The 16972-nt window shown below is 69.4% G+C and carries 15 protein-coding genes; 4 read left to right on the top strand and 11 right to left on the bottom strand.

Annotated elements, in window-relative coordinates; all coding sequences use genetic code 11:
• Positions 1-259: 259 nt before the first annotated feature.
• On the top strand, positions 260-1117 hold the full coding sequence (locus ACFV7R_RS11970; protein ID WP_129800053.1) for a helix-turn-helix transcriptional regulator: 858 nt from the start codon (positions 260-262) through the stop codon (positions 1115-1117).
• 184 nt (positions 1118-1301) lie between these two features.
• Positions 1302-1490, top strand: a complete 189-nt coding sequence (locus tag ACFV7R_RS11965) for a DUF397 domain-containing protein (protein ID WP_129800052.1) — start codon at positions 1302-1304, stop codon at positions 1488-1490.
• Between the two features lie 107 nt (positions 1491-1597).
• On the opposite strand, the gene ACFV7R_RS11960 is transcribed toward ACFV7R_RS11965, so the two are convergent.
• The 3 genes from ACFV7R_RS11960 to ACFV7R_RS11950 are packed head-to-tail and all read right to left on the bottom strand — an operon-like array spanning position 1598 to position 4036.
• Entirely contained in the window at positions 1598-2476 is an 879-nt protein-coding gene (locus ACFV7R_RS11960; RefSeq protein ID WP_385262713.1) for a MerR family transcriptional regulator, read from the bottom strand.
• Between the two features lie 54 nt (positions 2477-2530).
• Positions 2531-3034, bottom strand: coding sequence for a glutathione peroxidase (locus ACFV7R_RS11955; RefSeq protein WP_385262711.1), 504 nt, complete (start codon positions 3032-3034; stop codon positions 2531-2533).
• 9 nt (positions 3035-3043) lie between these two features.
• Positions 3044-4036 (bottom strand): winged helix-turn-helix domain-containing protein, encoded by a 993-nt coding sequence (locus ACFV7R_RS11950; protein ID WP_385262709.1) that lies wholly within the window; start codon positions 4034-4036, stop codon positions 3044-3046.
• 73 nt (positions 4037-4109) lie between these two features.
• Between ACFV7R_RS11950 and ACFV7R_RS11945 the strand changes: the two genes are divergently transcribed.
• The gene (locus tag ACFV7R_RS11945; protein ID WP_385262707.1) at positions 4110-5294 is read left to right on the top strand and encodes an MFS transporter; all 1185 of its coding nucleotides are present in this window, start codon (positions 4110-4112) and stop codon (positions 5292-5294) included.
• A 91-nt stretch (positions 5295-5385) separates the two neighbouring features.
• On the opposite strand, the gene ACFV7R_RS11940 is transcribed toward ACFV7R_RS11945, so the two are convergent.
• The 3 genes from ACFV7R_RS11940 to ACFV7R_RS11930 form a co-directional block, all read right to left on the bottom strand.
• Complete coding sequence (locus tag ACFV7R_RS11940) at positions 5386-6963, bottom strand: carbohydrate-binding protein (RefSeq protein WP_385262704.1); 1578 nt, start codon at positions 6961-6963, stop codon at positions 5386-5388.
• A gap of 281 nt (positions 6964-7244) precedes the next feature.
• Positions 7245-7706 (bottom strand): hypothetical protein, encoded by a 462-nt coding sequence (locus tag ACFV7R_RS11935; protein ID WP_385262702.1) that lies wholly within the window; start codon positions 7704-7706, stop codon positions 7245-7247.
• The gene (locus ACFV7R_RS11930; RefSeq protein ID WP_385262701.1) at positions 7703-10471 is read right to left on the bottom strand and encodes a phosphotransferase; all 2769 of its coding nucleotides are present in this window, start codon (positions 10469-10471) and stop codon (positions 7703-7705) included. Before ACFV7R_RS11930 ends, ACFV7R_RS11935 begins: the two co-directional genes overlap by 4 nt.
• A 425-nt stretch (positions 10472-10896) precedes the next feature.
• On the opposite strand from ACFV7R_RS11930, the gene ACFV7R_RS11925 reads away from it, so the two are divergent.
• Positions 10897-12582 carry a SpoIIE family protein phosphatase gene (locus tag ACFV7R_RS11925; protein ID WP_385262700.1) on the top strand — a complete coding sequence of 562 codons (1686 nt, stop codon included), beginning with the start codon at positions 10897-10899 and terminating at the stop codon, positions 12580-12582.
• A gap of 78 nt (positions 12583-12660) precedes the next feature.
• Here the strand turns inward: ACFV7R_RS11925 and ACFV7R_RS11920 are convergent, their stop codons facing one another.
• From ACFV7R_RS11920 to ACFV7R_RS11900, 5 genes are all read right to left on the bottom strand, one after another.
• Complete coding sequence (locus ACFV7R_RS11920) at positions 12661-14250, bottom strand: multicopper oxidase family protein (RefSeq protein ID WP_385262697.1); 1590 nt, start codon at positions 14248-14250, stop codon at positions 12661-12663.
• Positions 14251-14416: 166 nt separating this feature from the next.
• Positions 14417-14965, bottom strand: a complete 549-nt coding sequence (locus ACFV7R_RS11915) for a cupin domain-containing protein (protein WP_385262694.1) — start codon at positions 14963-14965, stop codon at positions 14417-14419.
• A 65-nt stretch (positions 14966-15030) separates the two neighbouring features.
• Complete coding sequence (locus ACFV7R_RS11910) at positions 15031-15591, bottom strand: DinB family protein (RefSeq protein WP_385262692.1); 561 nt, start codon at positions 15589-15591, stop codon at positions 15031-15033.
• Positions 15592-15835: 244 nt separating this feature from the next.
• The gene (locus tag ACFV7R_RS11905; RefSeq protein ID WP_385262691.1) at positions 15836-16066 is read right to left on the bottom strand and encodes a response regulator transcription factor; all 231 of its coding nucleotides are present in this window, start codon (positions 16064-16066) and stop codon (positions 15836-15838) included.
• A gap of 227 nt (positions 16067-16293) precedes the next feature.
• Positions 16294-16962: a PaaI family thioesterase gene (locus ACFV7R_RS11900; protein WP_385262688.1), complete on the bottom strand. Its 669-nt coding sequence runs from the start codon at positions 16960-16962 to the stop codon at positions 16294-16296.
• Positions 16963-16972 lie beyond the last annotated feature (10 nt).

Here is a 16972-nt window from a genome sequence, read left to right as displayed (position 1 = left end):
CCATGGAACAGGGCCCCACAGACGCCCCACAGACCCGGTTCGGGAGCCGCAGCGGTCCGCGCGGGGCGGCGGGACCCGTCGTCCGGACGACAGACGGGTTCCACCGCCCCGCGCGGTCGCATGTGCGCGGGCGAACTGACGCGTACGCGCCGCATATCCGCTGTTTCCCAGCGGTAAGAAGCACCTTGGTGGCAGTCTGCTCAGCAGCAGATACGCAAAGTGGCAAAGTTCGAGGCATGCAGCCGGAGGTGCACGTCCCGTGGCGTCCAATGTCAATCCCACCGTCAGGCGGCGCCGGCTCGGCCAGGAGCTGCGCAGGCTCCGCGAGCTCAAGGGCATGACGGCCGAGGAGGTGGCGGAGCGGCTGCTGGTGTCACAGTCGAAGATCAGCCGGCTGGAGAACGGCCGACGCAGCATCAGCCAGCGCGACGTCCGTGACCTGTGCGGGGTCTACGAGGTGGAGGACCACCGGATCGTGGACTCGCTGATGCAGATGGCCAAGGACTCGCGCCAGCAGGGCTGGTGGCACGCGTTCGGGGACATTCCGTACAGCGTCTACATCGGTCTGGAGACGGACGCGGCCTCGCTGCGGGTCTACGAACCGCAGGTGATCTCCGGCCTGTTGCAGACGCGGCCGTACGCCGAGGCGCTCATCCAGGGCGCACTGCCCGAGACGTCGGAGGCCGAGGTCGACAAACGCGTCCAGGTGCGCCTGCGGCGGCAGGAACGCATCTGCGCCGAGGAGAACCCGCTGCGCCTGTGGGCGGTGCTCGACGAGGCCGCCCTGCGGCGCGTCGTCGGAAACCGGCAGGTGATGCGCGAACAGCTGGACCACCTGGTCGAGATGTCCCGGCTTCCGCACATCACCGTTCAGGTCATGCCGTACTCGGTGGGGGCGCATCCCGGCCTCAACGGCCAGTACGCGGTCCTGGAGTTCCCCGATGCGGGCGACTCGAGCGTCGTCTACATCGAGGGCGTCACCAGCGATCTCTATCTGGAGAAGCCCGCCGATGTCCAGAAGTACTGCGTCATGTACGAACACCTCAGGGCGCAGGCCCTGAACGTGGACCAATCACGCCAGTTCATTGCAGACGTCGCGAAAGAGTATGCGGGCTGACGCTCAACACCCGAGTAAGGGCGCCGGAGAGTACACGTTCACCGGGCTGAAAGGAAGACTCCTCTGGAATATGCCATCCGGTCGAGTGAATCGCTTCTTCAGGCGGGGAAGTTGGCGAGTAGCGTCGATCACGCCATCGATCAACAACGTTGGCGACTCGTCAACTTGCCAGACCGGAGCAACCATGGCAATTCAGCAGGGCGCCACCCCCGAGTGGACCAAATCCTCGTACTCGACCGGAAACGGCGCTTGCGTCGAGATCAAGTCTCCTGTCCCGTCGGCGCTCGCCGTCCGGGACTCCAAGACCCCCGAAGGCCCCGTTCTGGCCTTCCCCGCCGATGCGTGGAACGTCTTCGTGGCGTCGGTCAAGTAACGCCCGTTCAACACCCACGCGCACCACAGAAAGAGCCCTCTCGACTGGCCCGCCGTCCCGGCCGAGGGGGCTCGGCCCTGTTCAGGCCCTGCTCAGCACGGCATCCGTCACCTCACCGGAAACGCCACATCGCACACCGGGTCCTCGGCCCCCGCCGTGTCCCAGTCCGCGAAGTACACCTCCCGGCACGGGCCGGCCTGCCACAGCCCCTGCTTCGGGATCCACTCCTCCACCGCCTCGAAGGCGGCCAGGATCTGCGGATGGGCCACCTGCGCCTTGGTGATCCGGGTGTACGCCAGCCGCTGAGCCGGCTCCACACGGACCTTCGTCTCCCGCGTACGGCCCTGCTTCTCGACCCAGGCCCGGGCCGCCGCCTCGTCGGCCACCGGCACGCACGACTCGGCCGGTCCGTCGCTCTCCGTCGACACCTCGGAGTGGTACACGACGAACGGCGCCGCCGTGCTGCCGCCGCACTCCCGTGCCCCCTCCTCCAGACGCCCCAGCGACGCGCCGATCCACGCCGGCAGCTCGCCCGCCAGCACATGCCGCGTCTCGGTGATCAGCACCTGTTCGGGCACGTCCACCGTCTCGACCACGAACTTTCCGTACATCTCGGAGCTCCTCCCCGACAGTCGTCCACGGAGGTACCCGGCGAGCGTCCGCTGCCCCGCGAACCGCGCCTCCACGTCCGCCCAGTACGCGTCGAGCCGGCCGGCGGCCGTGGCCCCGTCCGGTGCCTCGACGACCTCGGCGATCCGCGCGAGCGGCATGTCCAGCTGGCGCAGGAGCGCCACGAGGCGGGCGCGTCCGATCTGGTCGGCGCGGTAGTAGCGGTAGCCGCTGACCTCGTCGACATGCGCCGGGGCCAGCAGCCCGAGGCGGTCGTACAGCCGCAGCGCCTTGGCCGACAGCCGGGCCCGCGCGGCGAACGCCCCGATGGTGAGCAGCTCTTCGTCATGAAGGTCCACCACGTCATCCTCCGTCACCGGGCGCCTTCCGCCCGGTGACACAGGACGCTCAGCCCTGCCCCAAGGGCAAGGTCAACCCAGCTGAGCCTCGACGGCGGCCACGACCTCCGCCGCCTCCGGCTCGGTCTGCGGCGAGAAGCGGGCGACGATGGTGCCGTCCCGGCCGATCAGGAACTTCTCGAAGTTCCAGCGGATGTCGCCGCTGTGTCCCTCGGCGTCGGCGAAGCCGACCAGGCGGTCGTACAGCGGATGCCGGCCCTCGCCGTTCACCTCGACCTTCTCGGTCATCGGAAAGGTCACGCCGTACGTCGCCGAGCAGAACTCGGCGATCTCCTCGGCGCTGCCGGGCTCCTGCCCCATGAACTGGTTGCAGGGCACGCCGAGCACGGTGAAGCCACGCTCCGCGTACTGCTCCTGGAGCTTCTCCAGACCCGTGTACTGCGGGGTCAGGCCGCACTTGGAGGCCACGTTCACGACGAGCACGGCCTTGCCGGCGTACTGGGAGAGGTCGGCGGGGCCGCCGGTGAGGGCGTTGATGTGGACGTCGAGGGGGGATGCGTTGGTGTCAGCAGTCATGAGCGGATGCTAGCTCCGGTAGGTGTCGGGCCCGTGGCCCGGTGCCGCCGCCTTCACGAGTACCTCCCCGGCCGCCGTGCGCGAGTACAGCACCGACCGCCCCGCCCGCCGCCGCTGCACCAGCCCCGCGTCCAGCAGCACCTTCAGATGCCGCCCGACCGAGCCGAGCCCCTGTCCGGTCACGGCGACCAACTGGCTCGTACTCATGGGTGAGTCGAGGAGGACGAGCACCCCCGCCCGCGCGGTGCCGAGCAGCACGCCGAGGCTCGCGGGCACGAGCCGGGCGCCGGGGTCGGCGAGGGTGCCCGTGCAGCCGTAGACGATGGCGTATCGCCGCGGTTCCTCCCAGTACACCCAGCCGTGCCCCGGCGTGACCGGCACGAGGACGAGTTCGGCACCGGAAATATCGCGGGGCGGGTACTCGTGCACGTTCACCTGGAGCCGGTTGTCGCCGAGCCAGCGCGTCTGCCCCGGCTTCAGGGAGTCCAGTACGGCCGCCCAACCGCCCCGGCTCACCTGCGCGGTCCGGGCGACCACGTCCGCCTCCAGGATGCGCCGCCGACGGTCCCAATGCGGCCGTACGGTCTCCGTCCAGACGTACTGCAGGAGCGCGGCCGCCCGGTCCGGCAGGTCGTCCCGTTCCAGGGCGGCGGGGAGGGGGCCGGGGAGGGAGACGCGGAGGTCGGCGCGGGCCTCGGCGGGGTCGGTCGCACGCACCTGGGCCAGCGTCTCTTCGAGGGGCTCCCCGTCGCACGGGAGGGGTGCGAGGAAGTCGGCGATCCAGGACTTGCCGAGCCCGGCGCGGACGAGCTGCGCGGTCACCGGGTCGGCCGCGAGGAGCGCACGGTAGCCGGGCAGGTGGGCGCGCAGCCAGGCCTCCTCGCCGGGATGGGCGCCGGTGCCGGCGTGCAGCAGTTTCAGGCTCGCGAAGGTCTCGGCGAACGGGGACAACGCGAACCGGCTGCGGGCGAGGGTGTCGGCGTTCAGCTGCCACCAGCCCATGACCACCCCCGTAGGTTTCGCCGACGAGCGAAACAATAACGACCGCCTCCCGGCTGCTCCGAGACTCCCGTGCATGCGCAGTTACCGCGATCTCTTCCGCACCCCGGAGTTCACCCCCTTCTTCCTCTCCTACGCCGCCTACAACGCGGCCCTGACGATCGGCGGTCTGTCGCTCGCCACGCTGGTCTACCGGGCCACCGACTCGCCGCTGCTGTCGGCGATGAGCATGTTCGGGCCGCAGCTGGCGCAGGTGCTGGGCGCGACCTTCCTGCTCTCGGGCGCCGACCGGCTGCCCCCTCGGTCGACGCTGGCCGGGACGGGTCTCGCCTTCGCGGCCCTCACGGCGGTGCTGGCACTGCCCGGACTGCCGATCTGGGCGGTCTTCGGCGTCGTCCTCGTGCAGGGCCTGATCGCGTCGCTGGGCGGGGGAGTGACCGGGGGCCTGCTCAACGAGATCCTCCCCAAGGACGGCTTTGTGCTGGGGCGTTCGGTGTTCAACATGGCCTCCGGGCTGATGCAGGTCATCGGTTTCGCGACCGGCGGCGCGCTCCTGGCGTTCCTGTCCCCGCGCACCTGCCTGCTCCTCGCGGCGACGCTGTACGCCACGTCGGCCCTGGGCTACCGCCTGGGCCTGACCGCCCGCGCGCCACGCTCCTCGGGCCGTCTCTCGGTCGCGGCGACGTGGCGCACGAACGCCTTCCTGTGGTCCTCGCGCCCGCGCCGCCTCACCTACCTGGGCCTGTGGATCCCCAACGGCCTGGTCGTCGGCTGCGATTCCCTCTACGTCTCCTACGCCCCGCACGCCGCCGGCGCGCTGTTCGCGTGCGGGGCGCTGGGCATGTTCGCCGGTGACGTGATCATCGGCCGTTTCGTACCGCCCGCCCTGCGCCCCCGGCTGGCCACCCCGCTGCTTCTGCTGCTGGCGACGCCGTATCTGCTCTTCGTGTTGCGGCCAGGGGTGGTCCTGGCCGCCTTGGCCGTGTGCCTCTCCAACGTCGGGTTCGCCGCGAGCCTGGTCCAGCAGGAGCGCCTGATGTCCCTCACCCCCGACGAACACGCGGGCCACGCTCTCGGGTTGCGCTCGGCTGGCATGCTCACCATGCAGGGTGTGGCAGCGGCCCTCGCGGGCACCGTGGCCCAACTGACCTCCCCGGCCACGGCGATGACGGCGATGGCGGCCGCGTCGCTCGCGGTGACGGGGTGCCTGGCCCGGGGCCGGCGGGAGGCCGGGGCGAGGCCGGCAGCAGTGGAGGCGTGACGTCGGGCGAGGGGCGCCACCCGGTGGAGCGGAGCCCCGGCCGGCACCTGGGGTGCCGGCCGGGGCGACGCGGTGGCCGCGAAGGGGTCCGTTACGGCGTCACCTGATTCCCGCCGAACGTCACGACCAGGCGTCCGTCCGCCGCGTAGGACCAGTGCAGGGCACCGGCGTACGAGGAGCACCGGGAGCCGTTCGAACCGGACCAGAACTGGTTCGAGCTGTCGGCGTCACCGACGATCCGGTCGTTCGTCCCACTGCCGCTGCGGCACGAGGTGTTGCTGCGGAACACCGAAGTGCCCGCGTCGAAAGAGAAGTTGCGCTCGGTGTTGTCGATGCTGACGTTGTCCGAGACCGTCATCGTGCCGGGGTTCCGGTTGTAGGTGAACCCGTGCTTGCCGTTGTCGTAGGCGATGCTGCGCCGGACGACGTGGTTGACCGGGACGTCCTCGCCGCCGAGCTTGTAGCCGTTGCGGTCGCCGTTCCCGGCCTGGGAGCCGTCGCTGAGGGTGCCGTTCTCGTAGGCGAGGGAGTCCTCGATGGTCACCGCGCCGATGGGGCCCTCGTCGGCGTAGGTGTAGAGGTCCCAGCCGTCGTCGATGTTGTTGTGGGCGACGGCGTGGCGGAAGACGTTCCCGGGGCCGGAGGTGAGCTTCGCGGCGAAGCCGTCGGCGTCCTCGCCGTCGGAGTCGGCGTTGTCGTGCGACTCGGCGCTCAGGATGAGGTTGTTGGACGGCCACTGCTCGCGCGGGGTGGTGGATGCCATCCGCGAGAGCTGCAGGCCCGTGTCACGGTTGAAGCGGGTCACCGTGCGCTCGAAGACGTTGTTGCTGCCGCCGGCGAAGATCCCGTTGTCGCCGGCCCGTTCGACGACGATGCCGGAGACATGCCAGTACGACCCGTTCACGGCGAGCCCGCGGTTGGACGAGGACTCGCTCTGGGCGGAGAAGTTCAGGACCGGGGTCTCACCGGGGTAGGCGGACAGCTTCGTACGGGCGCCGGCGGTGCCGTTGTTGCCGGCCGGGATGGTGATCGTCTGTGAGTGGTGGTACGTCCCGCCGCGCAGGTAGATCGTGCCGCCGGGGGTGATGCGGCTGATCGCCGAGGTGAGCGTGGTGGGAGCCGTCTGGGTTCCGGCCGCGCTGTCGGTGCCGTTCGGCGCCACGTACAGCGCGTCGGCGGCCGGCGGCGGGGTGGTGTCGCCGCCCGTCTCGACCTCGAGGTGGTCGATGTTCGGCAGCCCGGCGGCGGTGGTCGGGTTGAGCCGTACGGTGTTGCTGCCCGCGTTCAGCGACACGGTCAGGGTCTTGGTGACCCAGGTCGACCAGGCGCCCGTGCCTTCGAACGAGGGGGTCTGCACCGTGGACCCGTTGACGACCAGGCCGGCCGGGCGCGCGGTGGTGGTTCCGTTGGCGAAGCGGACCCTCAGCGTCGCGGTGCCCGCGGCGGGGGCGTTCACGGTGAACTGTGCGTGGGCGCCGACCGCGTTGGTGCCGTTGCAGAACCCGCTGCCCGAGTAACCGGCCCAGTCGGAGTCGATGGTGCCGGTGCAGACGGACGGTGAGGTCTCGGCCTCGTACCGGGCGGTCGCGGCCTGCGCCATGGTGCCGGAGAGTGCGGTGAGCGTGCCGGTCAGCAGGCTGACGCACATGAGGGCGGCTCTTCGTTGCATCGTTGTCTCCTGGTTGGTCAGCGGGTGCCATCAGGTTCATGAACGTGAAACGGGCGTGAGTGAGCTGGACGGCCGAATATGTGATCCGGACGAGGGAAAGCGCTTTCTCGGGACGCTAGAGCTGCCGCCGTGAACGCGTCAATAGACGCGTACTTGATCCTTATTCATGAACATGAACTGTCGCGGGGGTTGCGGGACCGACCCGAGCGGGGTGGCCGGACGCGGGCGGAGCGCGACATGCCCCCGGGGCGGACGCCCCGGGGGCAACTGCACCCTCGCGGTCAGGAGTTGGTCTCGCCGCGCCGAATCGGCAGAACCCGCTCCTGCCTCCCATTGCCGTCCTGCCAGCGCAGTACGACGGTGAACCGGCGCGCGCCCCGGTGTGCGTCTGCCGTCGGGAGCCACGGAACCGGGTAGCGGCCCGAGGCGTCAATGCGTTCCAGCGGGAACTCGTCGTCCGGGCAGTCCGCCAGCGTCACCCCGACGCCCTCCCTGTCCTTGACCTCCAGCTCCACGTTCTCCGCGGGCGCGGGCCCGTGGTTCCAGATCACCAGGTGGTAGCCCGCCTGACGCAGCGTGCCGTCAGGAAGCTTGATCTTCGCGAACTCGGAGGTGCGGTGGAAGTACGCCGTCACCCGGGCCGCGAGGATCTCCTTCTTGCGGTTGCGGTGCTGTGTGTATGCGGTGACTGCCGACAGCCCCAGGGCGGAAAGGGCGATGACCGTGCTTATCCACTCGCTCAAGAGTCCATGCCCTCTGCCTCCGCGGCTTTCCACCGGTGCTGGAGAGCCGAGGTGAGGATGGTGCTCAGGGTGATCGCGAACCAGCGCTGCGGGACCGACATCGTGGTGTAGCGCGCCATGGGGATCAATGCACCGGCGAGCGCCAGCTGGTACTCCTCCTTGCGGATCGGCCAGTGTCCTTGTCCGCACCCGTCGGCGATCTCCCTGATCCGCCGGGTGACGGTGAGGGCGACGAGCTCGGCGCGGGTGAGTGAGTCCACGTCGTCCAGGGGCAGCAGCAGACTCGCCTCCGGCCGGAAGCAGCCGTCGGCGATCCGGTGGGCGATCCGGGTGGCCGCCTCCTCGTCCCAGGTGAACACCTGGCACAGCACGCTCGCCTCGAGCCGGGCAAGGTCCTTGCACACATGGCCGTAGTGCGCGCTCTCGAAGTCGATGAGCACGGTCTTGGGCAGATGGCCGCCGGACGTGCACAGGACGTTGTCGAAGTGCAGATCACCATGGGACAGGGCGAGGAGGGTGTCGAAGTCCCGCAGCCCGACCTGGAACGAGTCGATGACCGAGGTCAACGTCCCGCTGCCCACTTCAGCCAGTTCCGCGGCGAACCACAAGGGGTTCACCCACTCGACGTCGTCGCCCGTGCGCGCCATGGCGTCCAGCAGGCCGGGCGCCTTCGCCGCCCACTGACCGACGGCTTGTTCGTCGATGCGAAGTCGCGCGCCGAGCTCCGACAGCACCCGGTCGTCGGTGATCCGGGACAGTTCGACCGCGGCCCAGCTGTCGGGGAACTGCTTGTCGGAGGTGGGGGTGGGCCGGAAGACCGGGTACTCGGACCGCAGGTCGACCCGGTCACGCCGCACATGGGCGAGCCACGGACGCATGGTGTTCAGCAGCAACCTGTCCACCACGGTCGTCGCGTCATCGGCTTCGGCCTGCTGGATCCAGGAACTCAGGGTGAGCGGCTTCTCGCCTTCTTCGAAGGCATAGGCGGTCTCGATCGCGCGCAGCGGGTCGCCGTTCTCGCCGAGGTACATCTCCATGGCGTGAGAGGCGCACTCACTGGGCCGGTTGCTCTGGTGGAGCCGCTTGGCGTACCGCTTGAAGTTGCCGACCTCGCGCACCACTTTGTCGCGGTAGTCGACCTTGAGTACGGAGAGCGGACCATAGCGGTTCGTGAGCAGGAACGTGGGCATCCGGCGTCCCTTGAACAGGTTGCCGTGGACGGTGATCACGTCGCCGGGCGACAGCCCCTGCGCCACCGCCGCCTGGAGCACGGGCGAGGGAATGCGCAGCCGGCCCGCGTCGTCGCTGGTGATGACGCTTCCGCGGGAAAGACCGGCCTCCTCGTGGGACCACGGGTTGGTGGCCACCCGGACCTTGCCGGCCGCGCTCATCAGCTCGTCGACGGCCTGGCGCCAGAAGTTCTTGTCGAGCTCCCTGCGGTCGTCGGCCGAAGCCTCGAAGATACGGTCCACGAGCCACTGGGCGCGCAGGGCGTCCCACCCGGAGACGGACGCGAGGGCGAAGCAGGCGCCCTTCAGGCTCTCCCCGTCGCGCCACTGCCGGAGCAGGATCTCCGGCCACTGCTCACGCTGCGCCCGGTGCAGACCGCGGTGGGTGGCCTGCTCGCTGTAGACGCGCTCGTCGTAGTAACTGTCCTGCGGTCGCGAGGGGTTGGGCCCGGACAGCATGAGATACGTGCCGACGGACGCCAGGAGCCAGCCGCGCAGATAGGGGAACCGGCCGAGCACCACCGCGGGCAGGCTGTGCGCGATGCAGACCTGGGCTTCCGTACAGTCGAGCAGCAGGTCGCGGGCCGAGTCCTGGTAGCGCTTCTCGCTGCTGAGGATGGCACCGATGTAGCCCATGAGGTCGATGAGCACCTGAGGGCCGTTGGTGGGGATACCGCCTGGCATCTTCCACACGCGGTAGTTGGTGGTCGCGGAGACCAGCCAGCGGACGCGGCGTTCACCACGCTCCTCCAGCGTCTTCCCGTCGAAGGCGAACCGCCGCATCCGCTGGGCGAGCGACTCCAGGTCCTGCCGTTCCAGCGGCATTCCCTCCGGGAACAGCGCAGCGACCGCTTCGACATCCGCGCGGTACTCGCGCCTCAGGTCCCGCTCGAAGGCACCGAGCTGGCCGCTCACCCCGGAGAAGTAGGTCAGCAGGGCCTCGCTCGCTTCGTCGATCGGCACCCGGCCGGGAGCCCAGCCGCCGGCAAGCCTCTTGATGAGGTCCTGGGCGGTGACAGGGTCCTGGTCGGAGCCGTACTGCCGCGGAGCCTCTCCGCCCCGTCCGGCCCCCGGCTCGTGCTCGGCGGGCGCCGACTGCGCGGCCTCTCCCTCACCGAGGATGTCGGTCAGGTCGAGGATCGGCGCGTCCACGGCCTCGGGGAGCGACGTCGTGGTGGACGCTCCGAGCGACTGGAGGTTACGGCGGCTGAAGTACGCGGCCTTGTCGACGTGCTGCGGGGGAGCGCCCGCGTCCGGGTCACCGATGAGGACCTGGTAGGCCACCTGGAAGGCGAGCACGGCCTCTTTGGACCTGCCCTGCTGCACGAGCTCCGTCGCCAGCCCGTTGAGACCGACACCCAGCCAGAACGGGATCTGGTCGGTCTCGGTGCCGCGCCGATGATGGTCGTACGCGCGGGCCAGATTCGCCGCCGCCTGCACGACACCCGCCGGCGACTTCCGAGGATCGGGATACGTCCAGCCTTCCGGGTACGGAAATGCCGTCAGCGCCCACGCCACGTATGGAGAAGTGTCCACGTCCCTGCCATCCCCCTTCGTCGGATGTGACCTGGATCTCCAGGGCGGATCACGCTATCCACACCCCTGTGGACATGGGGGCGAATTGCGTCAACCGGAAGCGGCCGACCTGGGCCACAGTGACCCCACATGTCACGGTGTGGCTGGGCGCCACCTTCCCCGGGGCGTCCTCAGCTGCGGATTCGAAGGTGCGGTCGCCGTCCGGGAATCATCGAGGGGCGGATCGCCCCTGGCTCGTTCTCGTCCATGGCCGCAGGCATGGTCTTGCAGGCTGATGCGAGTGGCTGCCGGCCCCGGCCGGTCCCATGGTCCTGCGTCGGCTCCGTACGGAGCTGGGCCGGGATGCGCCCCACCGGTCTCTGCCACAGGATGGGGGGAGGGATTTCCCTGGTCAGGACGGTGATCAGAGAGAGGCGCCGAGGTCGATGGACGACCTGATGGACGACCTGATGGACGGGGAGTGCGAGTGCGGACTGCTGCGCCGGATCATCGAAGAGACCCTGGCTCCCGTGGTGATGCTCGACGAGCGGCTCCGCTATCTCTACGTCAACCCCGCCTGGGTCCGGGTCAGTGGCGTCCCCGCCGCCGCGTATCTGGGCCGGCCTCTGGGTGAGGTGCTGCCCGACGTCTCCTGGCCCGACGACGTCCTGCTCAAGGTGCTGGAGGACGGCCGGCCCAGGGAGGCGACCTTCACGGGCACCACACGCGTCCCCTCCCACCTCGGTCGCAGGCTGTGGCGTGGGGTCTTCCACCGGCTGAAGACGCGGGACCGAGGCCTTGCCCTGTGCGGGATCGGCGTCGAGGTCAGCAACCTCGGCCGATACCTGGACGACCTCGAGAACGCACACCAGCGGCTTGCCCTGCTGGACCTTGCGGCCACCCGGATCGGCACCACACTCGACATCGAGACCACGTGCACCGAACTGGCCGACTTCCTTGCGCCCTCCATGGCCGATGTCGCCGCGGTCGGGATCGTCGAGGACGAGTTCTGCGGTACGCCGGCTCCCGGCATGCTCCGACTGCGCAAGACGGCACTCTCCGCGCCGCAGGAACTGAGATGGCACTTACGTCACCTGGGCGGACCCGATGAGTACCTGGACCTCCCGCGGACTTCGGTCACCCGGCGGTGCATGGACACCGGGCGGCCATGGCTGGGCAATCTGGCCACGGACGAACTGATCGAGAAGGTGACGGTCGACCCCGAGCGGGTGAGGATCTTCCGCGCGGCCGGGGTCCACTCGGTTCTTGTCGTCCCGCTGCCCACAGCAGGACGCTGTGTCGGTGTCGTGATCCTGGGGCGGGCCGGTGCGTCAGCGCCCTTCAGCGAGGACGACGTCGTCACGGCCCAGGGCCTGGCCGGGCGAGCAGCCGTGGCCATCGACAGCGCCCGCCGGTACACCCGTGAGCACACCATGGCACTGGAGCTGCAGCGCGCCCTGCTGTCCGAACCGGGCAGCCCCCACCCCGGTGTCGAGGTCGCCACCCGCTATCTGCCCTCCGGCCGCAGCGCCCTCGTCGGCGGTGACTGGTACGACTCGCTCGCCCTGCCCGGCGGCCGCACCCTGCTGGTCATGGGAGACGTGATGGGCCACGGCTTCCAGGCCGCCGTCACCATGAGCCAGTACCGCTCCCTCCTGCGCACCGTCGCCGCCTCCGACATGCCCGTCGACGACATCCTCGGCGAGGTCGACCGCCGGGTCGCGCACATCGGACTCGACCGTGTCGCCACCTGCCTTCTCGTCCTCATGGATCCCCAGGCCGGCACCTGCACCGCAGCCAGCGCCGGGCACCTGCCGCCGCTCGCCGTCCACCCCGGGGGAACCTCCGAAATGCTGTGGCTCCCGGCCGGCCCACCCCTCGGCGCCGAACTCGGAGACTACGAGTCCGTCACCGTCCCGACCGAGCCCGGCACCGTCCTTCTGCTCTACACCGACGGGCTGGTGGAGCAGCGCGGCACGGACATCGACACCCGGCTGCGCGCCCTCACCGATCTGCACCTGCCCACGGAGAACCCGCTGGAGGCCATGCTCGACACCCTCCTGGCCCGCCTGGCGCACGGCGCCCACGAGGACGACGTCGCGCTGCTCGCTGCCCGCCAACGGCCGGACTGACGGCCGACTCGGGTTCGTGCCGCGGGTACGCCTCCGCGGCCTCGGTACCCGCAGCCGGTAGCGGAACCTGAGCCATCGTCACTTCCGGTAGCCGAGGATGGTCATCATGCCGGACTCGGAGTGGTACTGGTTGTGGCAGTGCAGCATCCACAGGCCCGGGTTGTCGGCGTAGAAGTCGATGACGAGTTTGCGGTGGGGCCGTACGTGGGCGGTGTCCTTGCGGGCTCCGGCCGCGTCGATGCCGGTGAGGGCGAACGTGTGGCCGTGCAGGTGCATGGGGTGCCACATGTCGGTGGCGTTGATGAGAGTCAGGCGGACCCGTTCACCTTCCCGGACCGGGACGCGTTGCTCGATGGAGTAGGGCTTGTGATCGAAGCCCCAGTCGAAGTTCTCCATACCGCCGGTCAGTTTGATGCGCATCTCGCGGTCCGGTTCTTCGTCGCCGAGGGCCACGGACTCGTCCGGCAGGAGCCGTCGGGCGGGCACAAGCCGGCCCTCGAGCTCGTCCGGATGCACGGAGGGCGGGGGGAGCGTCCCGCTGCCGGTGCGCAGGACTGCCAGGGCGCGTGCGCCCTTGCCCTCGGCGAGCGCGACCAGCGGGAACACCCCGTCCTTGGCGGTGATCAGCACGTCGTAGCGTTCGGCCATACCGAGCAGCAGCGCGTCCGTCTTCGTGTGCTCGACCGGGTAGCCGTCCGTGTGCGTCACCGTCATCTCGTGATCGCCCAGTGCCACCCGGAAGGCGGTGTCGCCCCCGGCGTTGATGATCCGCAGCCGGATGCGGTCCCCGGGGCGGGCCCGGAAGACCGAGGGAGCCTGCGGAAGGCGGCCGTTGACCAGGTAGTACGGGTAGTCGACATTGCCTCCCTCGCTCTCCAGGATGCGGCTGTGGGAGCCCCGCAGGATGCGGGAGGGGCCGGCGGACCTGTCATGGTCCGAACCGTTGTGTACGTCCCCCTCACCCATGTCCATCGGCTCGCCCTTGCCGTTCCGCAACTGCGCGAGCACGCCGTCCGGGGTGGATCCGGCCACGCCGTCCAGCCAGTCGTCCAGGACGACGACCCACTCCTTGTCGTAGGACAACGGCTCCCTGGGGTCCTCGACGATCAGCGGGGCGTACAGGCCGCGGTCGAGCTGCATGCCCGAGTGCGAATGCAGCCAGTACGTGCCCGGGTCCGCCACCGCGAAACGGTAGGTGAAGTCCGCGCCGGGCTTGATGGAGTACTGGGTCAGGCCCGGTACGCCGTCCATGTCGCAGCGCATCCGGATACCGTGCGAGTGCAGCGTCGTCGCCTCGCGCAGATGGTTGGCGAGCGTGAGATCCAGTACGTCGCCCGCGGTGACCCGGACCTCCTTGCCGGGCAGCGTGTCGCCGTACGCCCATGACCTGACGGTCCGTCCGCCCAGGTCGAGGGAGGTCTCGGTGGCGGTGAGCGTGAACCTGCGGACGGGACCGGCGCCGCGCTTCTTCTCGACGGCGACGACCTCGGGATCGGACGGGTTGACGTATCCCTTGGGCCCCTTGGGGACGAAACCGCCGCTGTGCCTGCCACCCGTCCGGCCGGTGGCACCGGGGTACGCGCCGGACCCGGTACAGGCGGTCAGGACTCCCGAGCCGGCCGCCACGATCGAGGCACCGAGCAAGGTGCGCCGCGTATATGTGTGCATGGGTAAATAAGACCTGTCTTGTGGTCTTATATGTGAGAACTGATGCGGCGCGTCTCACGAATCGGGGGCACGGCCCTTGCGGACGCAAGTGCCGCCCACCAAGGCTCCTCACCCGGACCCGGTGGGGCGAAGCCGACGGGAGGACGGGCGGCGGCGGGTACCGCGGTCACGGTTCGCCGAGCAGCTTGAGCCCGTACCTGGCGGTGAGTTCGGCGACCCACTCGTCCGAGAATCCCAGGCCGTGCCGCTCGCCCAGCTCGGCGCGTCGCTGGAGGAACTCGGCAGGATCGGCCGCCGTCTCGGCGGCCCTCCCCAGCTCTTCGAAGAACTCCTCGAAGCCGGCGGGGGAGATGATCTCCAGGACCCTCGCCGGTTCCGGTCCGGCGTTCCAGACGGTGTGCAGGATCTCTCGCGGCTTGATGATGTACGAGCCCGGCCCTGCCGTTGCCTCGTAGTCACCCACCCGGGCGCCGACCCGGCCCTGCAGGACGTAGGTGTACTCGTCCTCGCGGCTGTGCACGTGCGGCGGTATGAGACGGCCCGGCTCGATCGGGTGCTCGACGATCGAGAACTGGTTGCCGGTGTCCTCGCCCCCGATCTTGAAATCGACCCCCAGGCCCCCGAGCCAGATCGAATTCCCCTCGTCCGGTTCGACTACGAAGCGGAGAGCCGCCATCACGGCCTCCCAGGTGTCGCTTTCACTACCTTCCGTCATCCTATGACCGATTTCTGGAAGGTGCCCGGCGGGTCCATCCCAGTAGGTTCAGACACCCGGACTCGTCACTGGCCCACCCTTCCGTCGATGCACTCGCGCAGCAGGTCGGCGTGCCCGCAGTGACGGGCGTACTCCTCGATCCTGTGCACCATCAGCTCCCGAACTGCGATCCCGTCCTTCCCCAGACGTTCGCCCAGATCCGGGTGCTCGGCCAGCGCGGCGTCCATCGCGGCCTGCTCGCGCTCCAGATCGGAGTACGCGGCGTCGACCTCGGCCTGCTCGGCGACAGCCCTGTCGAAGTCCGCGTCACGCTCGCCGTACAGCTTCGGCAGCGGATCACCGTCGCTGATCCAGTTGCGCCAGTCCCGTTCCACCTCGGCGAGGTGCCGGATCAGGCCGAGCAGCGACATCGTCGACGGCGGAACCGACCGACGGGCCAGTTGCTCCGCATCCAGGCCCTCGCACTTCATCCGCAGGGTTGTGCGGTAGTTCGTCAGGAAGTCCTGCAGCGTCGCAAGCTCGCCGTCCGGACTGGCACCTTCGCTGTTGCGGGGGTCGTCGTCCGGGTCGGCCCACATGTCGGGGTAGACGGTGGCCTGGCTCCATCGCGCGGGTTGGTCACTCATGCGCACATGCTCGTCCGTGAGGGGCCGAGCTCGCCAGTCGGTTTCGGTCCGGGCGAACGGGGTGTGCGCGGTCGTTCGCCGCCGTACGTCGGCGTTGTCACGCAGTTGGAGGGCGTCTGATCAATGTTGACGATGTTGTGGGTGGGATGTCTGTTTCGACGAGTTCTCGTGGTGCAGGCATGGCGACACCGGTGTCGCGGATCGACTGCTCCCGCCCGGTCGGTCGGACTCGGACGGCCGGGCGTCACAGCCCCAGGGAGATGGCCAGTCGGGTGAGTTCGGCCGTGCTGTTGATGTCGAGCTTGGCCCGGATACGTCGGAGATAGGCGTCGACCGTGTGCTTGGAGAGCCCCATGTGGCGGGCCGTTTGCAGGTAGGTGCGCCCTTCGGCGATGTGGCGCAGTGTCTCCCGCTCACGCGGAGCCAGTGCAGGTGCGGGGGCTTCGACGTACGGCATGGTGGCTGTGAGGCTCATGGGATTTCCTCCGACGGATCGGCTCGGTCATCACTGCTCACACCCGCGGAAGCAGGAGATGTATGCCCGAATAGTGCTATTTGCCCTCTTTTGAAAAGCCTGCCCGGGCGACTTCACGACGGTGTCCGCCGACTGTCACAGACGTGTCACGGGACACGGCGGCAGGAACCTGACGCCAAACGCCCCGGACCATGATCGGTCCGGGACGTGGACGTGGAACCGGCAGCTCAGGCGCGCTGCAGCCCTGGGAACAAGGCGCGGGCGCGGTGAAGGTCGGGGGCAACGAAGATCCCGTCGGCCGTGACGAGGCTTGCGTCAGGGTCTGTCCGGCTGGCGATCGAACCGCTCACGAAGATCTTGCGGTCATCTGTGCCGGTGACGCGGGCAAGGATCAGCAGCGTGGTTTCCAGCGGGACCGGGCGGTGGTAGCGCATCTGAAGAGAGACGGTCAGGCCGGGCATTCCGGCTGCCGTACAGGCGCGGCCCATGAGTTCGTCCAGGAGCATGGCGCTCATGCCGCCGTGGCCGTAGCCGGGCGGGCCTTCGTGGGCGATGCCGAGGGTGCACTCGCCGGTCAGCCCATCGGCGGTGGGCGTGACCTTCACCGGCGGCGCGAGCGGGCTGCCGGCTCCGGTGACCGGGCTGTAGATCCTCGTCCCCGCCGGGAATTCGTCCACCTCGGGGATCTCGGCTCTCGCGCGCCGTCGCCCCGTGAGCTGTCCGGTAATGGTGCGGACGCCGTCCGCCACCCGGTGAAGGGTTTCCGGGGAGGCGGCGGTGCGGACGGTGGCCTCCACCAGGCCGCGCAGTTCGTGGCCGAGGCGGGTGATGGCCGCCTTCTGATGTTCCAGTTCCTCGTCGGCGGTGGCCGACGGGCCGGTGGGGGAGATGTGCATCGGGTTTCTC

Source organism: Streptomyces sp. NPDC059866 (assembly GCF_042731325.1).
GTDB classification, from domain to species: Bacteria; Actinomycetota; Actinomycetes; order Streptomycetales; family Streptomycetaceae; genus Streptomyces; species Streptomyces flavusporus.
Note: the sequence above shows the minus strand (reverse complement) of the source record. Positions and strands in the feature narration are given on the sequence as shown.

What these genes read in the sequence shown, in the direction of transcription:
- ACFV7R_RS11920 (WP_385262697.1), bottom strand. Translation starts at nt 14,250, where the DNA reads ATGCACACATATACGCGGCGCACCTTGCTCGGTGCCTCGATCGTGGCG.
- ACFV7R_RS11940 (WP_385262704.1), bottom strand. Translation starts at nt 6,963, where the DNA reads ATGCAACGAAGAGCCGCCCTCATGTGCGTCAGCCTGCTGACCGGCACG.
- ACFV7R_RS11950 (WP_385262709.1), bottom strand. Translation starts at nt 4,036, where the DNA reads ATGGGCTGGTGGCAGCTGAACGCCGACACCCTCGCCCGCAGCCGGTTC.
- ACFV7R_RS11945 (WP_385262707.1), top strand. Translation starts at nt 4,110, where the DNA reads ATGCGCAGTTACCGCGATCTCTTCCGCACCCCGGAGTTCACCCCCTTC.
- ACFV7R_RS11910 (WP_385262692.1), bottom strand. Translation starts at nt 15,591, where the DNA reads ATGAGTGACCAACCCGCGCGATGGAGCCAGGCCACCGTCTACCCCGAC.
- ACFV7R_RS11900 (WP_385262688.1), bottom strand. Translation starts at nt 16,962, where the DNA reads ATGCACATCTCCCCCACCGGCCCGTCGGCCACCGCCGACGAGGAACTG.
- ACFV7R_RS11955 (WP_385262711.1), bottom strand. Translation starts at nt 3,034, where the DNA reads ATGACTGCTGACACCAACGCATCCCCCCTCGACGTCCACATCAACGCC.
- ACFV7R_RS11905 (WP_385262691.1), bottom strand. Translation starts at nt 16,066, where the DNA reads ATGAGCCTCACAGCCACCATGCCGTACGTCGAAGCCCCCGCACCTGCA.
- ACFV7R_RS11925 (WP_385262700.1), top strand. Translation starts at nt 10,897, where the DNA reads ATGGACGACCTGATGGACGACCTGATGGACGGGGAGTGCGAGTGCGGA.
- ACFV7R_RS11965 (WP_129800052.1), top strand. Translation starts at nt 1,302, where the DNA reads ATGGCAATTCAGCAGGGCGCCACCCCCGAGTGGACCAAATCCTCGTAC.
- ACFV7R_RS11915 (WP_385262694.1), bottom strand. Translation starts at nt 14,965, where the DNA reads ATGACGGAAGGTAGTGAAAGCGACACCTGGGAGGCCGTGATGGCGGCT.